Origin of the sequence: Pseudomonas sp. HMSC067G02, from assembly GCF_001813485.1 — a bacterium.
GTDB classification, from domain to species: Bacteria; Pseudomonadota; Gammaproteobacteria; order Pseudomonadales; family Pseudomonadaceae; genus Pseudomonas; species Pseudomonas aeruginosa.
The window spans coordinates 1-382 of the sequence record NZ_KV812675.1; the positions used below are offsets into that span (position 1 = coordinate 1).

Annotated in this window: 1 pseudogene; it reads left to right on the plus strand. The window is 66.5% G+C overall.

Features of this window, described 5'->3' with window-relative positions:
- A pseudogene (locus tag HMPREF2914_RS14195) lies at positions 1–382 on the plus strand (glutamine synthetase); the annotation flags it as partial.

The window sequence follows — 382 nt, forward strand, 5'->3', positions numbered from 1 at the left end:
TCAAGAACATCGCCTACGACCACGAGATGGACACCACCTTCATGGCCAAGCCCTATCCGGGCCAGGCCGGGAACGGACTGCACGTGCATATCTCGCTGCTCGACAAGCACGGCAACAACATCTTCACCAGCGAGGATCCCGAGCAGAACGCCGCATTGCGCCATGCGATCGGCGGTGTGCTCGAGACCCTGCCGGCCTCCATGGCCTTCCTCTGCCCGAACGTCAACTCCTACCGCCGCTTCGGTTCGCAGTTCTACGTGCCGAACGCGCCGAGCTGGGGCCTGGACAACCGCACCGTGGCCCTGCGCGTGCCCACCGGCAGCCCGGACGCGGTACGCCTGGAACACCGCGTGGCCGGCGCCGACGCCAACCCCTACCTGCT